The 17,522-nt window shown below is 74.6% G+C and carries 15 protein-coding genes and 1 pseudogene; 5 read left to right on the top strand and 11 right to left on the bottom strand.

Translation table 11 applies throughout. The annotated features are described in order from the left end of the window. Window positions 1-27: 27 nt before the first annotated feature. A complete protein-coding gene (gene mdlC, locus PH191_RS12485; RefSeq protein WP_274194923.1) occupies window positions 28-1,596 on the top strand; it encodes a benzoylformate decarboxylase in 1,569 nt (522 codons plus the stop codon). A 15-nt stretch (window positions 1,597-1,611) separates the two neighbouring features. Here mdlC and PH191_RS12480 read toward each other — a convergent pair whose 3' ends face one another. Further along, window positions 1,612-2,070, bottom strand: a complete 459-nt coding sequence (locus tag PH191_RS12480; protein ID WP_274194922.1) for a universal stress protein — start codon at window positions 2,068-2,070, stop codon at window positions 1,612-1,614. A 60-nt stretch (window positions 2,071-2,130) separates the two neighbouring features. After that, on the bottom strand, window positions 2,131-2,622 hold the full coding sequence (locus PH191_RS12475) for an Lrp/AsnC family transcriptional regulator (protein ID WP_274186691.1): 492 nt from the start codon (window positions 2,620-2,622) through the stop codon (window positions 2,131-2,133). Window positions 2,623-2,707: 85 nt separating this feature from the next. Here PH191_RS12475 and PH191_RS12470 point away from each other — a divergent pair, with 85 nt between their 5' ends. Beyond that, window positions 2,708-2,980: a hypothetical protein gene (locus PH191_RS12470; protein ID WP_274194921.1), complete on the top strand. Its 273-nt coding sequence runs from the start codon at window positions 2,708-2,710 to the stop codon at window positions 2,978-2,980. On the opposite strand, the gene yczR is transcribed toward PH191_RS12470, so the two are convergent. Next, window positions 2,964-4,496, bottom strand: a complete 1,533-nt coding sequence (gene yczR, locus PH191_RS12465; RefSeq protein ID WP_274194920.1) for a MocR-like transcription factor YczR — start codon at window positions 4,494-4,496, stop codon at window positions 2,964-2,966. The genes PH191_RS12470 and yczR overlap by 17 nt on opposite strands. Window positions 4,497-4,620: 124 nt before the next feature. Here yczR and PH191_RS12460 point away from each other — a divergent pair, with 124 nt between their 5' ends. Then, on the top strand, window positions 4,621-4,902 hold the full coding sequence (locus PH191_RS12460; protein ID WP_274194919.1) for a hypothetical protein: 282 nt from the start codon (window positions 4,621-4,623) through the stop codon (window positions 4,900-4,902). Between the two features lie 29 nt (window positions 4,903-4,931). Here PH191_RS12460 and pgl read toward each other — a convergent pair whose 3' ends face one another. From pgl to tkt, 6 genes are read right to left on the bottom strand one after another with little or no spacing between them, the layout of a single operon-like run. Then, window positions 4,932-5,699, bottom strand: coding sequence for a 6-phosphogluconolactonase (gene pgl / locus PH191_RS12455; protein WP_274194918.1), 768 nt, complete (start codon window positions 5,697-5,699; stop codon window positions 4,932-4,934). Further along, window positions 5,696-6,664, bottom strand: coding sequence for a glucose-6-phosphate dehydrogenase assembly protein OpcA (locus PH191_RS12450; RefSeq protein ID WP_274194917.1), 969 nt, complete (start codon window positions 6,662-6,664; stop codon window positions 5,696-5,698). The genes pgl and PH191_RS12450 overlap by 4 nt, the downstream gene beginning before the upstream one ends. Window positions 6,665-6,692: 28 nt before the next feature. After that, the gene (gene zwf, locus PH191_RS12445) at window positions 6,693-8,252 is read right to left on the bottom strand and encodes a glucose-6-phosphate dehydrogenase (protein WP_274194916.1); all 1,560 of its coding nucleotides are present in this window, start codon (window positions 8,250-8,252) and stop codon (window positions 6,693-6,695) included. Further along, a complete protein-coding gene (locus PH191_RS12440; protein WP_274194915.1) occupies window positions 8,249-9,931 on the bottom strand; it encodes a glucose-6-phosphate isomerase in 1,683 nt (560 codons plus the stop codon). Before PH191_RS12440 ends, zwf begins: the two co-directional genes overlap by 4 nt. After that, a complete protein-coding gene (tal, locus tag PH191_RS12435) occupies window positions 9,928-11,052 on the bottom strand; it encodes a transaldolase (protein WP_274194914.1) in 1,125 nt (374 codons plus the stop codon). The genes PH191_RS12440 and tal overlap by 4 nt, the downstream gene beginning before the upstream one ends. A gap of 54 nt (window positions 11,053-11,106) precedes the next feature. Next, complete coding sequence (gene tkt / locus PH191_RS12430; protein ID WP_274195286.1) at window positions 11,107-13,194, bottom strand: transketolase; 2,088 nt, start codon at window positions 13,192-13,194, stop codon at window positions 11,107-11,109. A 364-nt stretch (window positions 13,195-13,558) separates the two neighbouring features. On the opposite strand from tkt, the gene PH191_RS12425 reads away from it, so the two are divergent. After that, entirely contained in the window at window positions 13,559-14,494 is a 936-nt protein-coding gene (locus tag PH191_RS12425) for a heme o synthase (RefSeq protein ID WP_274190336.1), read from the top strand. Between the two features lie 332 nt (window positions 14,495-14,826). Further along, entirely contained in the window at window positions 14,827-15,549 is a 723-nt protein-coding gene (locus PH191_RS12420) for an endonuclease domain-containing protein (protein ID WP_274194913.1), read from the top strand. A gap of 64 nt (window positions 15,550-15,613) precedes the next feature. On the opposite strand, the pseudogene PH191_RS12415 reads toward PH191_RS12420, so the two are convergent. Then, window positions 15,614-16,578: pseudogene (locus PH191_RS12415) on the bottom strand (quinone oxidoreductase family protein). Between the two features lies 1 nt (window position 16,579). Continuing rightward, entirely contained in the window at window positions 16,580-17,521 is a 942-nt protein-coding gene (locus PH191_RS12410) for a COX15/CtaA family protein (RefSeq protein ID WP_274195285.1), read from the bottom strand. Window position 17,522 lies beyond the last annotated feature (1 nt).

Genomic DNA, 17,522 nt, shown 5'->3' with positions numbered 1-17,522 from the left:
GTCGGCGCGGAATGGTGGGGTGACCACATGGCGACGGTGCGCGAGGCGTCCCTGTCCGTGCTGCGCGAGCACGGCATCACGACGATCTTCGGGAACCCGGGTTCCACGGAGCTGCCGATGTTCCGGGACTTCCCGGACGACTTCCGCTACGCCCTCGCGCTGCAGGAGTCGGTGGCGGTCGCCATGGCCGACGGGTTCGCGCAGGCCACCGGCCGTCCGGGTCTGGTGAACCTGCACTCGGCGGCCGGGGTGGGCCACGGGCTGGGGAACGTCTTCACCGCCTTCCGCAACCGCACGCCCCTGGTGGTGGTCGCGGGCCAGCAGGCGCGGTCGCTGCTGGTGGGGGAGCCGTTCCTGTTCGCCGAGCGCCCGGCCGAGTTCGGCGAGCCCTACGTCAAGTTCTCGCGCGAGCCGGCCCGGGCCGCCGACGTCCCCGCCACCCTGGCCCGGGCGATCCACGTGGCGTCCACGCCGCCGTGCGGGCCGGTGCTCGTGTCGGTGCCGGTCGACGACTGGGACCGGCCCGCGGGCGACGTGTCCGCCCACCGCGTCGTCGGCTCGGTGGCGGGCGACCCCGACGCGCTCGCCCACGTCGCGGACCACCTGGCCGCGGCGAGCGCGCCCGCGTTCGTGGTCGGCGGCGAGGTGGACCGGGACGGGGCCTTCGACGACGTCGTCGCCCTCGCCGAGCGGCACGCCGCCCGGGTGTACGCCGCCCCGATGTCGCCGCGCTGCGGGTTCCCCGAGCGCCACCGGCTCTTCGGCGGCTTCCTGCCGGCCGCGCACGACGGCATCCGGGCGGCGCTGCGCGAGCACGACCTCGTGCTGGTGCTCGGTGCCCCGGTCTTCCCGTTCCACACCGAGGGCGCGGTGGAGGGCGACACCGCGGTGCCCGAGGGCACGACGCTGGTCCAGCTCACCGACGACCCGGCGCACGCCGCTTGGACACCGGTGGGCACCTCGATCGTCACCGGCGTACGCCACGGCGTGCACGCCCTGCTCGCGGGGCCGCCGCCGCCGGAGCGCCCGCTCCCGGCGCCGCCACCGGCCGTCGAGCGGGTGGAGGCCGAGGACGAGGGCATCACCGAGGAACTGCTGCTCCAGACGCTCGCGGACCTGCGGCCGGCCGACTCCGTGGTCGTCGAGGAGGCCCCGGCGACCCGCGGGCCGATGCACGACCACCTGCCCTTCGACCGATCCGGGAGCTTCTTCACCTGCGCCAGCGGCGGGCTGGGGCACGGGCTGCCCGCGGCGGTGGGGATGGCGATGGGGCGGCTGGAGCGGGTGGTGGCGCTCGTGGGCGACGGTTCGGCGATGTACGGGATCCAGGCGCTGTGGTCCGCGGCGCAGCAGGGCGTCCCGCTGACCGTGGTCGTGGTGCACAACGCCCGCTACCGCGCCCTCGACCAGTTCGCCGAGCACTTCGGGATCAGCAAGCCGGTGGGCACGGCGCTCCCGGGGCTCGACTTCGTCGCCCTCGCGGCCGGCCAGGGCGTCCCGGGCGTGCGCGTCGAACGTCCCGACGAGCTGGTGCCCGCCCTCACGGAGGCCCTGTGCTCGTCGGGCCCGGTCGTGGTGGACGTGATCGTGCGCTGAGCGTTTCGAGCGGCTTCAGTCCCGCACCACGACCACGGTGCACTCGGCGTGGATGACGGCGCTGAGGCCGACCGAGCCGATGACCCGGCTCGCGAGCCCGCCGCGGCCCCGGTGGCCCACCACGAGCACCGCGGCGCCGCGGGAGTGGTGGATCAGGACGGTCGACGCCGGGCCCATGGCGATGTCGGCCTCGACGACGGGCGGCGCGGGGGCGCCCCGGGCGGCACGCGTCGCCGACACCTCGTCGACGAGCGCCCGCACGTCGCGCGCCGCCGCGTCGTGCAGGATGCGGGCGTCGGGGATGACGCCCTCGGCGCTCGACCAGACGTCCGGGCCCGCGTACGCCATGATCGCCCGCACCGGGACCCCGCGGCGCGCGGCCTCGTCCATCGCGTACTCGAGGGCGGCGCGCGACCCGTCGCTCCCGTCCACGCCGACGACGACGGCGCCCGTGGCGGAACCCGGCTCGGACATTCTCGTGCTCCTCACGACGACCAGCAGGAACTCTGATCATGCTCCCGCGGGCCCGCCGTGTCAGGCCACGGTCAGCATGTTCCGCGGCTCGACCGGGGTGCTCTTGATGACCGAGGTGACGGTGGAGGCGTGCTCCTGCCAGCCCTCGAGGACGCGGTCGAGGTCGGCGACGTCGCGCACCTGCACGCGCATGAGCAGGCAGTCCTCACCGGTGATCTTGTGGCACTCGACGACCTCGGGCTGCCGGTCCGCGATCTGCTCGGCGATCTTCCCGTGCCCCAGGGCGGGCCGGACGCGGACCCAGGCGGCGATGGGGTAGCCGAGCGCCGCGGGGTCGACGTCGAGCCGGTACCCCCGGATCACCCCGAGACGCTCGAGGCGCTGCACCCGCTCGGTGACCGCCGGCGCCGACATCCCGACGCGGCGCCCGAGCGCCGACATGCTCAGGCGGGGGTCGTCGGCGAGCTCCGTGAGGATGCGCCGGTTGGTCTCGTCGAGCACCTTGTCGTTCTCCAGGCGCGGGCCCGTCCGTACTTCCGAACTCGTGGTCATACGGCCACTATCCCCGTGAGAACGCCATGGAGTCCAGCGCTCCGGCCTTCGAGAATGGTTGCTGTTCGGCAGAGCGGCGAAGGAGATGGCGGAGATGGTCACGTTCTGGGGAGTACTGCTGGTGCTGGGGTTCCTCGCGGTGGCGCGCTACGGCGCGGACACGCGCAGCGAGGCCGACCCGACCGGGCGCGACCCGGCCTGGCCGGTGACCCGCCGGCCGCACACGATGCGGGGCGACGCGGTCCTGCTCGGCGAGCTGGCGCACCGGATCGCGGCGCACCGCCGCCTGTGGGAGGCCTACGACCGCAGCCTGCGGCCGTGGGAGCAGGAGTCGCGGGACCTCACACGACGGTCGTGAGCGACGGGGCGGCGCCGACCCCCAGCGACTCCCACGCCCGGGCGAGCCGCGCGACGGCGTCGTCGAGGGCGTCGGTGGAGAGGGTGTAGGGCAGGCGGAGGTACTGCTCGAAGGCGCCGCCGGTGGCGAAGCGGGGGCCGGCGGCGAGCAGCACGCCGTGACGGGAGGCGGCGTCGACGAGGGCGCTGGAGCGGGGCGCGCCGAGGTCGACCCAGAGGCTGAAGCCCCCGGAGGGCTTCGGGGCCCGCCACTCCGGGACGGCCCGCGCGAGCGCCGCCCGCAGGTGGTCACGGCGGTGGGCCAGCACCCGGCGCCCGTCGGCGACGAGGTCGTCGAGCTTCTCGAGCAGCCCGACGGCCACGAGCTGCTCGAGCACCGGGGTCGAGATGTCGTCCGACGCCCGCACCGCCGCGACCCGCTGCAGGAGGGTCCGCGGGGCGCGCAGCCAGCCGATGCGCAGGCCGCCCCACACGGTCTTCGACAGCGACCCGGTGGTGATCACCGGGGTGGCGCCGCCGGTGGACCAGGCGCCGAGGGGCGGCGGGCCGGGGGCGTCGATCCACATCTCGCGCAGGCAGTCGTCGACGACCAGGGGGACGCCGTGCCGCGCCGCGGCCGCCACGACGGCGGCCCGGGTCTCGGCGTCCATCACGGCGCCGGTGGGGTTCTGGTGGTCGGGCACGAGGTAGCCGACGGCCGGCGTGGCGGCCCGCAGCGCCGCCGCGATCGCCTCGACGTCCCAGCCGTGGACGCCGTCCTGCTCCACCATCGCCACCGGCACCGCGCGCGCCGAGACGTGGCGGGCGAGGTCGATGGCGCCGGGGTAGGTGGGCTGCTCCATGAGCACGCGGTCGCCGGGACGCACGAGCGCGCGGGCGACGAGGGCGTGGGCGTGCTGGGCGCCCGCGGTCACCATGATCTCGTCGGCGGAGGTGCGCAGTCCCTGGGCGCTCAGGCGCGCGGCGACGGCCTCGCGGAGCACGGGCAGGCCGAGGACGTCGTAGCCGGTGCTCGCGAGGTGCACGGGCAGCTCGGTCAGCGCGCGGGCGGCGGCCTCGCCCACGGCCTCCATGGGCGCCCAGGGCGCGGCGTGGGCCAGGTCGATGACGTCGCGGCCCGGCGACCACCCGCTCACCGGCCCCATCGGCGCGAACGGCGTGTACCCGGCGGCGGGGGTCGGCGTGACCCCGCCGAAGGCCGCCGGGACGACGCCGCCCGAGCCGGCCGGTGTCGCGCTCGGGAGGGCCGTCCAGGTGCCCGAGCCCCGGCGGCGCACCAGGTAGCCGTCCTCGCGCAGCTGCTCGTACGCGGCGGCCACCGTGCCCCGTCCGATGCCCAGGGCCGCGGCGAGCTCGCGCTCGCTGGGCACCCGCGTCCCGGCGGCGAGCCGCCCGTCGGTGAGCAGCGACGACACCCGGGTCGCCAGCGCGGCCTGGGCGCTCGCGCCCGTGCCGCCGTCGTCACGCCACCCGGTGAGCAGGCGGGCGAGGCTCCCGGCACCGAGCTGGACGTCCATGGCTGCAGTCTGCCACTTCTGCCACTAGCTCTGCCACTTGGCGTGAAGTGGCCGTGGCGCCTCCTGCCACCGGGAGCCACCCTGGAGGACGTCCCGCCCACTGCGATCCCCCTAGGAGCTCCCGATGGCCCTCACGGTCACCCTGCTCGGCGTCCTCGTCGTCGCCGGGCTCCTGCTCGTCGCGCGCTACGGCGCCGACTCCCGGATGTCCGGCGACCCGACCGGTCGCGACGCCGCCTGGCCCACCGGCCCGGTCCGCGAGCACACGCCGCGCCGGGACCTCCGCCTCGCCCGCGCGTGGTTCGCCCAGCTCCGGTGCTGGGAGCTCTTCGAGCGCTCGCTGCGTCCCTGGGAGACGCCGGCGGCGCCCGTAGCGCCGGTGCGAACGGGGACTTCGGGCGCCTAGAAGCAGCGAACCGCCCGTTCGTTGCGTTCCTACGACGACAGGTCGCCCGCCGCCGCCTCGTCGAGGAGCCAGAGGGTCCGCTCGGTGCCGCGGAGGCCGGCGATCGGGACGTCGGCCTCGGCGGCGCCGGCGTGGGCCCGGGCGATGACCTCGGCCTTGCCCTCGCCGGTGGCCACCAGCCACACCTCGCGGGCGTGGCGGGCCGCCGCCAGCGTCAGCGAGACGCGGGTGGGCGGCGGCTTGGGGCAGTCGCGGACGGCGACCACCCCGGCCGCCGTCGCGTGCACCGCGGGCGAGTCCGGGAAGACCGACAGCACGTGGCCCTCCGGCCCGCAGCCGGCGAGCAGCACGTCGAAGGCCGGGATCGCGTCGCCCCCGAGCCGCGCCGCCGCCGACGAGAGCGTCTTCGCGTAGACGTCGGCGGCGAGGTCCGGGTCGCCGCCGCCGGCCTCCTCGGGCGCATCGGACGGCGCCATCGGGTGCACCCGCGCCGGGTCGAGGGGCAGCGCGTCGAGCAGGGCCTCGCGGGCCTGGGCGTCGTTGCGCTCGGCGTCGCCGGCGGGGACGAAGCGCTCGTCGCCCCAGAACACCTCGACCGCACCCCAGTCGACGGCGTCGCGCCGGGTGGACGACGCCACCTCGCGCAGCATCGCGATCCCGACCCCGCCGCCGGTGAGCACCACCGACGCGGTGCCCCGGGCCGCCTGCGCCGCGGCGAGCGCGGTGATCAGGCGGTCGGCGGCGTCGGACGCCGTCGTGTCGGTGTCGGGGTGGACGACGACCTCGGGGGTGCTCATGCGTCCGCCTTCGCCGCGGTGGGGGAGCCCTTGGACCGGCTGCGGGCCGTCGGCATCGCCTCGATGGCCTCGGCGTAGATGTCGTCGGGGTCGAGCCGGCGCAGCTCCTCGGCCAGGCACTCGCGGGTCGTGCGCCGGGAGAGGGCGACGCGACGGTCGGGCTGCCCGGGCTGGGAGAGCATCGCGCTCTTCGCGTCGAGGCGGACCAGCTCGATCGGCCCGCTCGCGCGCTCGAGGCGGACCATCGAGATCTGCCCGCCCTGGCCGCCCGGCACGTCCCGGGTGGTGCGCGAGACGGGGCAGCCGAGGCGGGAGGCCAGCCAGCCGGTGAGCAGGTCGGCGGACGCCGAGTCGGGCGCGCCGCCCACCGCCGCGCGTGTCACGCGGTCGTGCGGGGGCTGGTCCAGCGCGGCGGTCAGCAGGGCGCGCCAGCTGGTGATGCGGCTCCAGGCGAGGTCGGTGTCGCCCGGCGCGTAGCGCTGGCGCAGCTTGGCCAGCGCCTTGGACGGCGACTTCGCCGAGCCCACGTCGGTGATGCGACGGCCGGCGACGCTGCCCACCGGGTCCTCGGACGGCGACGTCGGCGCCTCGCCCGGCCACCACGCGACGATCGGGGCGTCGGGGAGCAGCAGCGGGACCACGATCGCCCCGCCCTGGTCGGCCAGCGGGCCGTACATGCGCAGGACGATGACCTCGCTGGCCCCCGCGTCGCCCCCGATGCGGATCTGGGCGTCGAGGCGGGAGGCGGCCCGCCGGATGCCGCGGGCCAGCACCAGCACGCGGCACGGGTGCTCGCGGCTGGCGTCGTTGGCGGCCTGGATGGCGGCCTCGGCGTCGGGGCCGTCCTCGGTGATGATCAGGAGCGTCAGCACCCGCCCGAGCGCGACGGCGCCCGCGCTCTCGCGCAGGTCGACCATCGTCCGGTTGACCGCCGACGTGTCCGTCGACGGCAGGTCCACGATCACGGTTGTCTCCTTCGTCGACGCGCTCGCGTCAGGGACGACGCCACTGCCGGCCGGTGCGGTGGAGCAGCGTGTCGGCCGACGGCGGGCCCCAGGTGCCGGCGTTGTAGCTGTCCGGGGTGCCCTCCCGGTGCCACTTCTCGATCACCGGGTCGAGGATCCGCCAGGACAGCTCGACCTCGGTGTTGGTGGGGAAGAGCGACGGCTCGCCGAGCAGGACGTCGAGCAGCAGGCGCTCGTAGGCCTCGGGGGAGGCCTCGGTGAACGCCGTGCCGTAGCCGAAGTCCATCGTGACGTCGCGGACCTCCATGCCCGAGCCCGGCACCTTCGACCCGAACCGCAGGGTGACGCCCTCGTCCGGCTGCACGCGCACGACCAGCGCGTTCTGGCCGAGCTCCTCGGTCATGGTCTGGTCGAACGGCAGGTGCGGGGCCCGCTCGAACACGATCGCGATCTCGGTGACGCGCCGCCCGAGCCGCTTGCCGGTGCGCAGGTAGAACGGCACGCCTGCCCAGCGGCGGGTGTTCACCTCGCAGGTGATCGCGGCGTAGGTCTCGGTGACCGAGTCGGCCGGGAAGCCGTCCTCCTGCTGGAGGCCCCTGACCTCCGACGACCCCTGCCACCCCGCGGCGTACTGCCCGCGGGCGGTGGTCTCGTCCAGCGGCTCGGCGAGCTTCACGGCCGACAGGACCTTGATCTTCTCCTCGCGCAGGTCGTCGGGGGAGAAGGAGACCGGCTCCTCCATCGCCGTCAGCGCGAGGAGCTGCAGCAGGTGGTTCTGGATGACGTCGCGGGCCGCGCCGATGCCGTCGTAGTAGCCCGCGCGACCGCCGACGCCGATGTCCTCGGCCATCGTGATCTGCACGTGGTCGACGTGGTGGGCGTTCCAGATCGGCTCGAAGAGCTCGTTGGCGAACCGCAGGGCCAGCAGGTTCTGGACGGTCTCCTTGCCGAGGTAGTGGTCGATGCGGAAGACCGCGTCCTCGGGGAAGACGTCGTTGACGATCGCGTTGAGCTCCTGCGCCGAGCGCAGGTCGTGGCCGAACGGCTTCTCGATCACCACGCGACGCCAGACGTCGCCCTCGTCGTCGGCCAGGCCCGAGCGCGAGAGCTGCTTGCAGACGGTCGGGAAGGCCGAGGGCGGGATCGAGAGGTAGAACGCGTGGTTGCCGTTGGTGCCGCGCTGCTCGTCGAGCTCCTGCACGCACGCGGCGAGGCGGTCGAACGCCTCGTCGTCGTCGAAGGTGCCCTGGACGAACCGCAGCCCCTCCGCCAGGCGGTCCCAGACCTCCTGGCGGAACGGGGTGCGGGAGTGCTCGCGCACGGCGTCGTGGACGACCTCGGCGAAGTCCTCGTCCGCCCAGTCGCGCCGGGCGAACCCGACGAGGGCGAAGCCGGGCGGGAGCAGCCCGCGGTTCGCCAGGTCGTAGATCGCCGGCATGAGCTTCTTGCGGGCGAGGTCGCCGGTGACCCCGAAGAGCACGAGTCCCGAGGGCCCGGCGATGCGGGGCAGGCGCTTGTCGCGGGCGTCCCGCAGCGGGTTGACCCAGTCGTCGTGCTCGGTCGTCCCGGTGACCGACCGTCGGGTCACCGACTCACCTCCCGGACCGCGTGGGCGAGCGCCACCAGGCCGGCGGCGCGGTCGGCCAGGTGCAGGCGCAGGACGGGCCGCGCGGTCCCGCCGTTCTTGGGCGCCGCGAGCACCCCGGCGTCGCCGATGGCCTGCGCGTGCTCGAGCGTGCCGAACGAGAACGGCTGGCCCGGGATCGCCAGGTCGTCGGCGACGGAGCCCGTGACCTGCAGGAACGCGCCGTTCTGGTGCCCGCCCTTGTGGTACTGGCCCGTGGAGTGCAGGAACCGCGGCCCCCACCCGAAGGTGGTCTGCAGGGCGGTCGCCTTCGCGAGCTCGGGGCGCAGGGTCTCGAACGAGGCGTCGTCGAGCCGGTCGAGGTAGGCCTGGATCGCGAGGTAGCCGCGCTCGGGCGTCGCGTCCACCAGCGCCTGGATGGCCTCGGCCAGCGTGCTCGGCGTGCCGAGCCAGCTGCCGTCGCCTGCGGTGCGGACCTCGACCGGACCGTCGGTGAGCACCGGGGTGTCGTCGCCGGAGCCGGTCGACCCGCCGCCGTCGGACGCCGACGCGAGCAGGTCACGGGTGGCCTGCTTGGCCGACTCGACGTCGGGCTGGTCGAACGGGTTGATGCCGAGCAGGCGGCCGGCCAGCGCGACGGCGTGCTCCCAGAGCAGGAACTGCCCGCCGAGGCTGCCGGACACCGCGATCTGCGCGCCCGCGTCCTCCGGCCCGATCGCCACCGCGGTGGCGTCCGGGCCGTGGTCGGCGAAGCCGGGCGCGTCGGGGCCCTCGACGACGACCGGGAGCAGCCCGGTGCCCTGCTTGCCGGTGGACTCGGCGATGAGCTGCTCGGCCCAGTTGCCGAAGCCGACCAGGCCCGAGCCGGTGTCGGCGAGCACGACCTTCTCGGCACCCGCGCTGTGCGCCGCGGCCATCGCGGCGGCGAGCACGATCGCGGGGTTGTCGGACGCGTCGCGCGCCAGCTCGGGGGCGGCCTGCGCGGCCTCGTCGAGGAGCTCGCCGACGTCCACGCCGGCCAGCGCCGAGGGCACGAGGCCGAACGCGGTGAGCGCCGAGTAGCGCCCGCCGACACCGGGGTCGGCCTCGACGAGCGAGCGGTAGCCCTCCTCGCGGGCGAGGTCGGCGAGCGTCGTGCCGGGGTCGGTGACCACGACCATCCGCGCCGCCGCGTCGATGCCGTTCGCCTCGAAGACCTCGGAGAAGATCCGCCGCTGGCTGTCGGTCTCGACCGTGCCGCCGGACTTCGACGACACGACGAGCACGGTGCGGCTCAGGTCGCCGGCGAGCGCGTCGGACACCTGGCCCGGGTCGGTCGTGTCGAGCACGACCAGGGGGTGGTCCCCGCCGACCGGTCCGCCCGAGCGGGTGGCGCAGATGACCTCGGGGGCCAGCGACGAGCCGCCCATGCCCGCGAGCACGACGCGGTCGACACCCTCGTCGTGCAGGCCGCGGCGCAGGGCCGCGAGCTCGTCGACGAGCGGGCGCGAGCTCTCGTGCAGCGACACCCAGCTCAGGCGCTTGCTGGCCTCCGGCTCCGCCTCCGGCCCCCAGAGGGTGGGGTCACCGGCCGAGAGCTTCGACGCGGCGCCGTCCCCGACCAGCTTCTCGACCAGCGCGGACGCGGCGTCGGCGAGCGCGCCGTCGGTGATGCGGACCTGTGGTCCCCCCGCGGCGCTCACGCCTGCTCCGGGCTGCGGCGCGTGAGCTGCTCCGACACGGTGTGGGTGAGCTCGCCCCAGGAGTCGTCGAACTTCTTGACGCCCTCGTCCTCGAGCACCTGGTAGACGTCGTCGACGTCGACGCCCACGTGGGCCAGGCCCGCGAACACCTCGCGCGCGGCGTCCTCGGTGCCGCTCACGGCGTCGCCGTGCAGCTCGCCGTGGTCGGCGAACGCCCTCAGCGTGGCCTCGGGCATCGTGTTGACGGTGTTCGGCGCGACCAGCTCCGTGACGTAGAGCGTGTCCGGGTAGGCCTTGTTCTTCACGCCCGTCGAGGCCCAGAGGGGCCGCTGCGGCTTGGCCCCGGCGCCCTTGAGGGCCGCCCAGCGCTCGGTCGAGAAGACCTCGAGGAAGGCGGCGTAGGCCAGGCGGGCGTTCGCGATGGCCGCGGTGCCCTTGAGGTTGCGCGCGGCGTCGGTGCCGATGGCGTCCAGGCGCTTGTCGACCTCGGAGTCCACGCGGGAGACGAAGAACGACGCGACCGAGGCCATGCCCGTGAGGTCGTGGCCGTTGGCCCGCGCCTGCTCCATGCCCGCGAGGTAGGCGTCCATCACCTGGCGGTAGCGCTCGACCGAGAAGATCAGCGTGACGTTGACGCTGATGCCCTCGGCCAGGGTGCGGGTGATCGCCGGGATGCCCTCGGGCGTCGCCGGGATCTTGATCATCAGGTTGGGCCGGTCGACCGTCTTCCACAGGTCGGCCGCCTCGGCGACGGTCGCCTCGGTGTCGTGGGCCTTGCCCGGGTCGACCTCGAGGGAGACGCGTCCGTCGACGCCGCCGGTCCGCTGCCACACCTCGCGGAAGACGTCGCAGGCGCGACGGACGTCCTCGGTGGTGAGCTCGCGGATCGCGTCCTCGACCGAGGCGCCCCGCGCGGCGAACGCGTCGAGGTCCTCGGCGTAGTAATCGGCGTCCGCGAAGGCGCTCGCGAAGATCGTCGGGTTGCTGGTGACGCCGACGACCTCGGAGTCCTTGATCAGCCCGGCGAGGTTGCCGGACTCGATGCGCTGGCGCGACAGGTCGTCGAGCCAGATGGAGACGCCGGCCGCGGAGAGGTCGGCGAGGGGCGTGGTGCTGGCCATGGGGGGTGTCCTCCTCGGGACGCCGGACCGTGGAGGTCCGGGATCAGCTCGGGTTCAGGCCGAGTGCTCCGCGGCGCGGGCGAGCGTGCGGCGCCCCGCCTCGACCACGTGCTGGGTCGTGAAGCCGAACTGCTGGAACAGGGTCTTGTAGTCGGCGCTGGCGCCGAAGTGCTCGATCGAGACGCACTCGCCGTCGTCGCCGACGAACCGGTGCCAGGACTGCGCGATCCCGGCCTCGACCGAGACACGCGCCTTGACGTCCGGCGGGATGACGTGACGGGTGTAGGAGCGGTCCTGGGCCTGGAACCACTCGACACACGGCATGCTCACCACCCGGGTGGGAACGCCCTCGTCCTCGAAGACCTTCCGGGCCTCGACCGCGAGCTGGACCTCCGAGCCGGTGGCGATGAGCACCAGCTGCGGCTGCCCGCCCGAGGCGTCCTGGAGGGTGTAGCCGCCGCGGGCGACGCCGTCGGCGTCGGTGCCCTCGAGGATCGGCAGGTTCTGCCGCGTGAGGGCGAGACCGGCCGGGCCGGTGGGGTTGTCGAGGATCGCGCGGACCGCCGCCGAGGTCTCGTTGGCGTCGGCCGGGCGGACGATCGACAGTCCCGGCACGGCGCGCAGCGAGCTGAGCTGCTCGATCGGCTGGTGGGTCGGCCCGTCCTCGCCGAGACCGATCGAGTCGTGGGTCCAGATGTAGGTCGTCGGCAGCTTCATCAGCGCCGCGAGCCGGACCGCGGGCCGCATGTAGTCCGAGAAGATCAGGAACGTGCCGCCGTAGACCCGCGTGCCGCCGTGCAGCGCGATCCCGTTGAGGATCGAGCCCATCGCGTGCTCGCGGACCCCGAAGTGGATCGTGCGGCCGTAGGGGCTCATCTGGCCCCACATGTTCGTCGAGACCGTCGCCGGCCCGAACGAGTCCGCACCCTTGATCGTGGTGTTGTTGCTCTCCGCGAGGTCGGCCGAGCCGCCCCAGAGCTCGGGGAGCTCCGGCCCGATCTCGCCGAGGATCTTCTGCAGTGCCTTGCGGGTGGCGACGGCGTCGTCGCCGACCGACCAGCTCGGCAGCTTGGCGTGCCAGCTGTCGGGCAGCTGGCGGCGCGCCATGCGCTCGAGCAGCGCGCGGCGCTCCGGGTTGGCCTGCGCCCAGTCCTCGAACTGCTTGTCCCACGCCTCGTGCGCGGCCTTGCCCCGCTCGCCGACCGCCCGGGTGTGGGCGAGCACGTCGTCGTCGATGGCGAAGTGCTTGTCGGGGTCGAAGCCGAGGATCTCCTTGACGGCGCGGACCTCGTCCTCGCCCAGCGCGGCACCGTGCGCGGCGCCGGTGTTCATCTTGTCCGGGGCGGGATAGCCGATGACCGTGCGCAGCGCGATGAAGCTCGGGCGCCCGGTCTCGGCCTTCGCGTTGGCGAGGGCCTCGCGGATGCCGACGACGTTCTCGCCGCCGCGCACCACCTGGGTGTGCCAGCCGTAGGCCTCGTAGCGCTTCACCACGTCCTCGTCGAGGGCGACCGTGGTGTCGTCCTCGATCGAGATGTGGTTGTCGTCGTAGATCACGACGAGGTTCCCGAGCTGCTGGCGCCCGGCGATCGACGACGCCTCGGCGGTGACGCCCTCCTCGATGTCGCCGTCGGAGGCGATCACGAAGATGTGGGAGTCGAACGGGCTCTCGCCCGTGGGGGCGTCGGGGTCGAAGAGGCCGCGCTCACGGCGGGAGGCCATCGCCATCCCGACGGCGGAGGCGAGCCCCTGGCCCAGCGGGCCGGTGGTGATCTCGACGCCCGGGGTGTGGCTGTACTCGGGGTGACCCGGCGTGGCCGAGTCCCAGGTGCGCAGCTCCTCGAGGTCGCGCATCTCGAGGCCGTAGCCGGCGAGGAAGAGCTGCAGGTACAGCGTCAGGCTCGAGTGACCGGCGGAGAGGACGAAGCGGTCGCGGCCCTGCCAGCCCGGGTCGGACGGGTCGTGGCGCATCGTGTGCTGGAAGAGCTCGTAGGCCAGCGGTGCGAGCGCCATCGCGGTGCCCGGGTGGCCGTTGCCGGCCTTCTGCACGGCGTCGGCCGCGAGGACCCGGATCGTGTCCACGGCCCTCTGGTCGAGGTCGGACCAGTCGTCGGGACGATGCGGCGTCGTCAGCGCCTCGATCTCCTCGGCCGACTCGCTCGCGGGCTGTGTGCTGCTGACGTCTGTCGCGGTCACGAACCGTGCCTTCCTTGAGCGTCTCGGGATGCCCGCGCGATGCTCCCACGGGATCGATTCAAGTCCACTCGGACCTGCACCGATCCTGGTCCATCCCGCTCGATGCTGAATACCCTCACGGCCCGTCACGGACACGGGGCCTATCCTCATCGGGGCCGTCATCCGCCGTGACGTGGCGGACACCGCACCGACCGGTGGCGCCCCCCGCGAGCGGGCGCGGCCGCGGGGGTGCAGACTTCCCCGACGACAGCGTGTAGGAGACGCGGGTCGTGACCGAAGCAGTCCCGTCCACCAAGCGAGGTGCCACCGAGTGAGCACGGCGGTCGGCCCGGTTCCCGCGACGCGGCGGAGTGGCTTCCTCACCACCGTGAAGGCGTACCTGGCGCTGACCAAGGCACGCATCATCGAGCAGCTGCTCGTGGTCACGGTGCCGGCGATGATGCTCGCCGAGCGCTCCGTCCCCTCGCTCTGGCTCGTGCTCTCGGTGCTCGTCGGCGGCGCGGGCGCGGCGGCCAGCGCCCACGCCCTGAACTGCGTGGTCGACGCGGACATCGACGCGAAGATGGCCAGGACGAGCAAGCGTCCGCTGGCCCGCGACGCGGTGCCCCGCTCCCACGCCCTGGTGTTCGGGCTCCTGCTGGGCGCGGCGTCGGCGGTGTGGCTGGGCCTCACCTCGAACTGGGTGGCGGCGTGGCTCGCGGTCGCCGCGATCGCCTTCTACATCCTCGTCTACACCCTGCTGCTCAAGCGCCGGACCAGCCAGAACATCGTCTGGGGCGGCGCCGCGGGGTGCATGCCCGTCGTGATCGGCTGGGCCGCGGTCACCGGCACGGTCGGCTGGCCGGCCCTGGTGCTCTTCGCGATCATCTTCTTCTGGACGCCGCCGCACTTCTGGGCGCTCGCGATGCGCTACCGCGACGACTACGCCGCCGCCGGCATCCCGATGCTCCCCGTCGTCGCCTCGCCGCGGCGCGTGAGCCGCCAGATCGTCGCCTACTCCTGGGCGATGGTCGCCTGCTCGGCGCTCCTCGTGCCCGCGACGTCCTGGATCTACCTCGCCGCCACCGTCCTCGGCGGCGCCTGGTTCCTGATCGCCGCCCACCGTCTCGACAGCGCCGTGAAGCGCGACGAGGTCGTGAAGTCGATGCGGCTGTTCCACCTCTCGAACACCTACCTGACCGGTCTGTTCGTCGCCGTCGCGGTCGACTCCGCCGTCGGCTGGCCGGTCTTCGGCTGGCCCTTCTAGTCCTTTCGGGAGGGGCACGTTCGGCAGGTCTTCGGGCCCGTCGATCATGCGGAACGTGCCCGTCGTGAACGCGGGTTCGCGGGTCGCCTCCCTGCCCTGCCGCGAAGGGCACGTTCGGCTGGCGCCGGACCCTCTCGATCATGCGGAACGTGCCTCTCGCGGCGAGAGGGAACCGATCGGGCGCGGCGGCCCTCCAACACCGTGTGGACACCTCACAGCCCTTCCGCACCCGTGACGGGGACGCGCCGTCGCGGGGAACCCTCGCGGGCCCACGCTTCCGACCCCTGTTCCGCGGGACCCACGTCGCGTCGCCCGTCGACGACGACCTCCTCGTGCGCGCCCGTGCCGCCGGCCTCCTGGTCGACGACGCGGTGGTCGGCGGCTACGCGGCGGCCGCGATCCACGGCGCCGACTGCGCGCCCCGACACGCACCGGTGGACCTCGTCGTCGGTCGCCGTCGCATCCGCAGCCGGACCGGGCTGCTGGTGCGCCAGGACGAGCTGCACGACGACGAGATCGTCCTCGTCGACGACCTGCGGGTGACGACGCCGATCCGGACGGCGTTCGACCTCGTGCGCCGCCTGGGACTCGTCGAGGGGGTCGTCGCCCTCGACGCCCTGGCGCGCGTCGGCGAGTTCGAGCCCGGTGACCTGCTCGAGTACGTCGGAGGTCGTCCGCGCACGCGTGGACGACGTCGCCTCGCCCCGGCTGTCGCCGCCGCCGACCCGCGCGCGGAGAGCCCGCCCGAGACGCGTCTCCGACTCCAGCTGATCGCGAACGGGCTGCCGCGTCCCGAGCTCCAGTACGCGGTCCCGGCCGTGCCGGCCGGGTGGATCCCGCACGTCGACATGGCGTGGCCCGAGCACCGCGTGGCCGTCGAGTACCAGGGCGACCAGCACCGCACCGATCCCGTGCAGTGGCGCCGCGACCAGGAGCGGTGGGCGTTGCTGGCGGCCGCGGGGTGGCTCGTCATCCCCGCGACGTGGGCGGACGTCCACCGCCGCTCGGCCACCTTCGCCGCCCGCGTGCAGGCGGCCCTGGCTGCCCGCGCTTGACGAGGGGCACGTTCCGCAGGCCGCCCGGCCTGTTGATCATGCGCAACGTGCCCTTCGCGACCCCTCAGGGCAGCAGCAGGAGCTTGCCCGTCGTGCGGCGGGACTGGAGATCGCGCTGTGCCTCCGCCGCGGCGTCGAGGGGGTAGCGGCCGCCGATGCGCACGCTCAGGTCGCCGGCCGCCACGGCGGAGAACACCGCGTCGGCGCGGGCCGCCAGCGCCTCGGGGGTGCGGACGTGCCAGTGCAGCGAGGGGCGGGTCAGGTAGAGCGAGCCGCCGCTGTTCAGTCGCTGGGGGTCGACGGGCGGGACGGGCCCGCTGGCGGCGCCGTAGAGGGCCAGGACGCCCCGGACGCGCAGGCTCGCGAGGGAGGCGTCGAAGGTGGACGCGCCGACGCCGTCGTAGACGACCGCGACGCCCTCGCCGTCGGTGAGGGCGCGCACGCGGTCGGCGAGGTCGTCGGAGTAGCGCAGCGTCTCGTGGGCGCCGGCCTCGCGGGCGAGGGCGTCCTTCTCCTCCGACGAGGTGGTGGCGAGGACGCGGGCGCCCAGCGCGCTCGCCATCTGGCAGAGCAGCAGACCCATCCCGCCGGCCCCGGCGTGGACGAGGACGACGTCGCCGGGGGCGACGGGGTGGGTGTCGTGGACGAGGTAGTGCGCGGTCATGCCCTGGAGCACGACGGCCGTCGCGGTCTCGAAGTCGATCGCCTCGGGCACCACGACGAGGTCGGTGGCGGGCACCGCGGCGACGGTCGCGTAGCTGCCGAGGGTGTTGGTCCAGGCGACGCGGTCGCCGGGCGCGAAGCCGGTGACGCCGGGGCCGACCTCGCGCACCGTCCCGGCGCCCTCCACGCCCGGCACGAGGGGGAGCGGCGCGGGGTAGATGCCCTCGCGGAAGTAGGTGTCGATGAAGTTGACGCCGGCCGCGGCGAGGTCGACGAGCACCTCACCGTCGCCCGCGGAGGGGTCGGGCAGGCGACGGACTCGAGGACCTCGGGCCCGCCGTGGCGCGGGATGCGGACGGCGTGCACGTCAGCTCCTCCCGGCGAGGGCGGGGGCCGAGGCGGCGTCGGCCGGGGGCGCCGAGGTCACGGGATCGGGCTCGGCGGTCGCCGACCACAGCCACGCCGCCGCGGCGACGGTCGTGACCGCGCCGAGGACGTGCAGGGCCACGAGCAGTTCCGGCACCCCGAGGGCGTACTGGATCCCGCCGAGCGCGCCCTGGGCGAGCGTCAGCAGCACGAGCACCCGGAGGCGGCGGACGACGGCGCGCGGCACGGACACCGCGTGGACCATGAAGCCGACCCCCACGAGCAGGCCCAGGAACGCGAACAGCAGGTGGGCGTGAGCCGTCGCGAGCGTCGGGAGCGGGACGGCGGCGAGGCGCGGGGTGGCCGCGTCGCCGCCGTGCGGGCCGGCCGCGGTGACGAGCGTGCCCGCGACGAGCAGGGCGACGAGCACCACGGACGCGACCGCGAGCAGCCCGCGCAGGGCCGAGGGCACCGCCGGGCGCCAGGGTGTGCCGGGCGGGGCGGCCATGGCGGCCGGGGAGGACTCGCGCACGAGGAGCACGGCGAGCCAGATGAGCGGGATCGTCACGAGGAAGTGCGGCGCGACCGTGTACCAGGCGAGGCCCGTGAGCACGGTGATCCCGCCGATCACGGCCTGGGCGACCACGCCGAGCGGCATGGTGGCGGCGAGCAGCACGAGCCGGCCGCGGCGCGGGCGCACGTTGAGGGCCGCGAGCAGGCAGGCCCCGGTGACGACCACGAGCGCGATGCCGAGGAGCCGGTTGCCGAACTCCACCCACTGGTGCAGGACCGCGATCTCGGGGTGGGGCACCGGGACCAGGCTGCCGGGGAAGCACTGGGGCCACGTCGGACAGCCGAGACCGGACCCCGTGACCCGGACGACCGCTCCCGTGACCGCGATGCCGGCCTGGCCGACGACCGCGGCCATCGCCAGGCCGCGCATC

Origin of the sequence: Actinomycetospora callitridis, from assembly GCF_028737265.1 — a bacterium.
Lineage (GTDB): Bacteria > Actinomycetota > Actinomycetes > Mycobacteriales > Pseudonocardiaceae > Actinomycetospora > Actinomycetospora callitridis.
Note: the sequence above shows the minus strand (reverse complement) of the source record. Positions and strands in the feature narration are given on the sequence as shown.